Source organism: Alkalihalophilus lindianensis, from assembly GCF_032843265.1.
GTDB classification, from domain to species: domain Bacteria; phylum Bacillota; class Bacilli; order Bacillales; family Bacillaceae_D; genus Alkalihalophilus; species Alkalihalophilus lindianensis.
This window is the reverse complement of record NZ_JAWJBA010000315.1, coordinates 1-273: the sequence shown is the minus strand read 5'-3', so window position 1 is coordinate 273 and position 273 is coordinate 1. Positions and strand designations below refer to the sequence as shown.

Genomic DNA, 273 nt, shown 5'->3' with positions numbered 1-273 from the left:
ATTCCAGCACAGGCCACTACAATTTTCGCGAACCGAGTATGCATAATTCCAAGGTCATTGAAAATTTTGGATATGACCGGAATAGAGGTAATAGCGATTGAGATGGCTATTACAATCTTCATTGCTATAGGATTATTTGCAGTTCCCAAGTAGGGGGTGATATTAAAAAGATCTGCAGCAATCCAGCCTACAATGAAAGCTGGAATAGTTGCACCAATTACGAGACCGGATGTTAATTTAATATCGTCTTTATTAAAACGGGTTTGAAATTTC

At 38.1% G+C, this 273-nt stretch carries 1 protein-coding gene; it reads right to left on the bottom strand.

Annotated elements, in window-relative coordinates:
* Positions 1 to 273: cation:proton antiporter domain-containing protein (locus RYX56_RS22400; RefSeq protein ID WP_317124128.1), on the bottom strand; the 273-nt coding region annotated here is incomplete at both ends.